Source organism: Paracoccus homiensis, from assembly GCF_900111675.1.
Lineage (GTDB): Bacteria > Pseudomonadota > Alphaproteobacteria > Rhodobacterales > Rhodobacteraceae > Paracoccus > Paracoccus homiensis.
Map to the genome: position 1 here is coordinate 1 of NZ_FOHO01000035.1, position 3,633 is coordinate 3,633.

Consider the following 3,633-nt stretch of genomic DNA (forward strand, 5'->3'; position numbering starts at 1 on the left):
GACCGCCGACCGCTTTGGCCCCCTGCCCCAGGGCAACCGCCTGCCGCCGCTGGACCCGGTGAATGACGACGACAGCCCGGGCGCCGCACGCGCACAGCGCGGCGGATCCTATCTGTGCCACGACAGCTATTGCGACCGCTATCACGTCCATTCCCGCACCAGAAACGACCCCGACAGCTCAACAGGAAACTGCGGATTCCGGGTCGCCGCAAAACACTGAAAAAGACCAGGCAGGACAACGACACCCCGTCTGACAGGCCCTTGCCCCAGCCGCGCCGCGCATGGCCACACGATCATCACGAGGCCGTGATGTCTGTAATTTCGGGGCGGGTCGCTCCGTATTCCTAATCAGAGACCAACAAAACAAATCTTCTGAGAAGGAAATAGACCATGAACCTGCGTAACATTGCCCTGTCGACCGTCCTGCTGTCCAGCTTTGCAACCGGTGCTTTCGCCGTCACGAAGAACGAAGCCCCCGATCCGATCACCACCGCCGTCGCCGAACACAGCGTCAAGGTCGACGCCGGAAAAGTGTTCAATAACCGTGAATTGACCCGCCTGGGCTTTGATGCCGACAAGCAGCTGAAAGTCAGCCTGTTCAAATCCTCGGGCAAGGTCGACCGTTCCAGTGGCAACGACTAAGCCGTCGGATCTGCCCCTCCTCCCGGATGGGAACCCTTATCTGAGACCCCTCCCCTGATCAGGCAAGGTTCCCTTTTGAAACGCGACCGACATGACGTCGGTCGCGTTCGTATTTCTGGATGTCCGGTCCCGTCTTTGCCCGGCCTTGTCGGCAAGGGGATCAGGCTGGTTGCGCCAAGCCGATATAAGGGGATATCGCGATCAGGTTCGTCCTGCCCGCGCGGCAGACGAGGCCCGTGCCTTTTCCATCGCGCGTCCGGACACCACTATGGATGGAGAAGCCCGATGCCCGAGATCAATTCGCTTATCGCCTTCGCCCTGATCGCGCTTGGCATGGTGCTGACGCCGGGACCGAACATGGTTTACCTGATCTCGCGGTCGATCTGCCAGGGGCAAGTCGCGGGGCTGATATCGCTTGGCGGCGTGGCGCTTGGCTTTGTCTTCTATATGCTCTGTGCCGCCTTGGGGATCACCGCCCTCGTTCTTGCGGTTCCTTATGCCTATGACGCGATCCGCTTTGCCGGGGCCATCTATCTGCTGTGGCTGGCCTGGCAGGCCGTCCGCCCCGGCGGTCGTTCGCCCTTTCAGGTCCGCGACCTGCCAAGGGACCGACCGCGCAGGCTGTTCTTCATGGGGTTCCTTACCAATCTGCTGAACCCGAAAATCGCGGTGATGTATCTGTCGCTTTTGCCGCAGTTCATCGACCCCGCAGGCGGAAGCGTGCTTGTGCAATCGCTTGTCCTTGGAACGATACAGATCCTTGTCAGCGTGTCGGTGAATGCGCTTATCGCGATCACTGCGGGAAGCATCGCGATCTTCCTTGTGCGGCGACCTTCATTCGCGGTGGTCCAGCGTTGGATCATGGGCACGGTTCTGGCCGGTCTGGCGCTGAAAATGGCGACGGAAGCCCGCCAGTGACGACCGCAGCAAGGGTCGTGCATTCGCGGGCGGCAAGGAACGTCACCGATCCTTGCCATCGGTCGTCCTTCCCGATGACGCCCCCCGGCGAGCGATCGCCAGGGGGCTGGCGACGGTTCAGCCGATGACCTCGGCCAGGCCCTGATAGTCGGGCAGGTCCGCCGCCGCACCGCGACCCGCGGCCAGGCGTGCAACCCGTTAGATCCGCTTGCCTGTAGTGTAGTCATTGATCGGATCGCAGGGGGTATGGTTGCGCTCGATCTCAAACAGTTCGTCCTGATCAAGACGGATCCGCAGCGCCGACAGGGCGCTGTCGATCCGATCCTTGCTGTCGCCCCCGACCTGCATCGAGGACATTTCGGATTTTTGCAGCGCCCAGGCCTGCGCCACCTGCGCGGGCGTGGCGCCGCGCATCTGGGCCGTGCGGGCGGCGGACATCGCGACGTCGCGCGTAATGCCGGGACGATCGGGCGTCGCCGCAATTGATCCAGGCGCCCTTGGCCTTCGTGTCGAATGGCTGCGAATGGATCGCCATGTCCTTGCCCCACCCACTTTGCTTGAAACCGCCGAAGGGCCGTAGCAGCCATAGCGGTTCACTAAGACCATGCCCGCATCCAGCCGGTCGGCCACGCGATGGGCGCGGCTGATGTCGCTGGTATAGCCGCCGGCGGCCAGCCCGCGTCAGAGCCGAAGATATCGGCGCAGGCTGGAGATGCCGCTGTCCGGCAGCGCCATCATGTCCAGCAGGTTGACGATCACCACCCACTGCCACGGGCTGTAATCCAGTTCGCCATGATCCTGCGTCATGCGAATGGCGGCGGCGCGACCGCAGGCGGTCATCGCCATGTGGATCATGAATTCGGGCAGAATCGGGTTGATCTTGCCCGGAATGGCCGAGGATCCGGGCTGCACCGCAGGCAGCCGCAGTTCCGAAAGCCCGCAATGCGGCCCCGAGGCCATCAGACGAAGGTCCTTGGCGAACCGGATCAGTCCCCGCGCCGTCTGTGCCCCCATGCAGCATCGGCAGGCACGCGCACGGGGCCAAGGCTGTCAGCCTCGTCCGCCAAACTGTCCCGATCGCCATATCCATCGGCGTGATCCCCCCTGCCTGTGGGGCCAGCTTTTTCTCGGACGGGGTGATTTGCGCAAACGACTTCGGCGCAGACCTCATTCCGAAAATTCATGGGCCGGGCACGGTGTCAGATGATGTGGAACGACAGCTGGCGGGCGGCCTGCACGATGTTCTTGGAATAGACGCGCGCACTTTGATCGGTCGGCATCACGCCGATGAAGGGCCAGACCCATCCGATCTGCGACCGGTTCCTGACGGCGGCCCGCGAAAGCCAGCTGCCCGTGACCGAGGACATGAACGGCGCCCGGTTCGAGGGTGCGGGCATCTATGAAACCAACATTGCCCGTGGCCGCAGGCAGTCCAGTTCCAAGACCTATCTGACCCCGGCGCTTGGCCGCCCCAATCTGGATCTGCGCCTTGTCACCCAGGCCGAACGGGTGCTGTTCGACGCCGAGGGCCGCGCCACGGGCGTCGCCCTGCGTGCCAGGGATGGCAGCCGCCACGACGTGCATGCGCGGGCCGAGGTGATCCTGTCGGCGGGGGCCATCGGCTCTCCCATGCTGTTGCAGCAATCGGGCATCGGCGCGGGGGGCGATCTGCAGCGGCTTGGCATCGACACGCGGCGCAACCTGCCTGCCGTTGGCCAGAACCTTCAGGACCATCTCTGCGCCAGCTATTACTATCGCGCGACGGTCCCGACGCTGAACGATCAGCTGCGCCCCCTGTGGGGTCAGGCGATGGCCGGGCTGCGCTATCTGACCACGCGGCGCGGTCCGCTGGCCCTCAGCGTCAATCAGGCGGGCGGGTTCTTTCGGACGGAATCGGCCACCGACGGGCCGAATATCCAGCTGTATTTCAACCCGATGTCCTATCGCATCCCCGAAAGCACCAAGGCGCGGCTGTTGCCCGAACCCTATCCGGGCTTTCTGCTGTGCTTCAATTCCTGCCGCCCCGAAAGCCGGGGCAGCGTCGGCCTGTCGCGTCCCGAACCCGGTGCCGCG

The 3,633-nt window shown here is 63.8% G+C and carries 6 protein-coding genes and 1 pseudogene; 4 read left to right on the top strand and 3 right to left on the bottom strand.

The genetic code is table 11. The annotated features are described in order from the left end of the window. From BMX67_RS19965 to BMX67_RS19240, 3 genes are all read left to right on the top strand, one after another. A partial coding sequence (locus BMX67_RS19965; RefSeq protein ID WP_245739534.1) for an SUMF1/EgtB/PvdO family nonheme iron enzyme occupies positions 1–220 on the top strand: 220 nt, incomplete at its 5' end. A 170-nt stretch (positions 221–390) separates the two neighbouring features. Then, positions 391–642 carry a hypothetical protein gene (locus BMX67_RS19235; RefSeq protein ID WP_090738340.1) on the top strand — a complete coding sequence of 84 codons (252 nt, stop codon included), beginning with the start codon at positions 391–393 and terminating at the stop codon, positions 640–642. 285 nt (positions 643–927) lie between these two features. Further along, positions 928–1,560, top strand: coding sequence for a LysE family translocator (locus BMX67_RS19240; protein WP_090738342.1), 633 nt, complete (start codon positions 928–930; stop codon positions 1,558–1,560). 198 nt (positions 1,561–1,758) lie between these two features. On the opposite strand, the gene BMX67_RS19450 is transcribed toward BMX67_RS19240, so the two are convergent. The 3 genes and pseudogenes from BMX67_RS19450 to BMX67_RS19245 form a co-directional block, all read right to left on the bottom strand. Beyond that, positions 1,759–1,998: an aldo/keto reductase gene (locus BMX67_RS19450; protein WP_139206588.1), complete on the bottom strand. Its 240-nt coding sequence runs from the start codon at positions 1,996–1,998 to the stop codon at positions 1,759–1,761. A gap of 117 nt (positions 1,999–2,115) precedes the next feature. Further along, positions 2,116–2,235: pseudogene (locus BMX67_RS20100) on the bottom strand (hypothetical protein); the annotation flags it as partial. 6 nt (positions 2,236–2,241) lie between these two features. Further along, positions 2,242–2,574: a lyase family protein gene (locus BMX67_RS19245; RefSeq protein ID WP_090738344.1), complete on the bottom strand. Its 333-nt coding sequence runs from the start codon at positions 2,572–2,574 to the stop codon at positions 2,242–2,244. Between the two features lie 264 nt (positions 2,575–2,838). On the opposite strand from BMX67_RS19245, the gene BMX67_RS19250 reads away from it, so the two are divergent. After that, the coding region (locus tag BMX67_RS19250; RefSeq protein ID WP_342707931.1) for a GMC family oxidoreductase at positions 2,839–3,633 on the top strand (795 nt) is incomplete at its 3' end.

Excerpts from the sequence above, each read along its gene's own strand:
- BMX67_RS19235 (WP_090738340.1), top strand. The coding sequence starts at position 391 with ATGAACCTGCGTAACATTGCCCTGTCGACCGTCCTGCTGTCCAGCTTT.
- BMX67_RS19240 (WP_090738342.1), top strand. The coding sequence starts at position 928 with ATGCCCGAGATCAATTCGCTTATCGCCTTCGCCCTGATCGCGCTTGGC.
- BMX67_RS19450 (WP_139206588.1), bottom strand. The coding sequence starts at position 1,998 with ATGTCCGCCGCCCGCACGGCCCAGATGCGCGGCGCCACGCCCGCGCAG.
- BMX67_RS19245 (WP_090738344.1), bottom strand. The coding sequence starts at position 2,574 with ATGGGGGCACAGACGGCGCGGGGACTGATCCGGTTCGCCAAGGACCTT.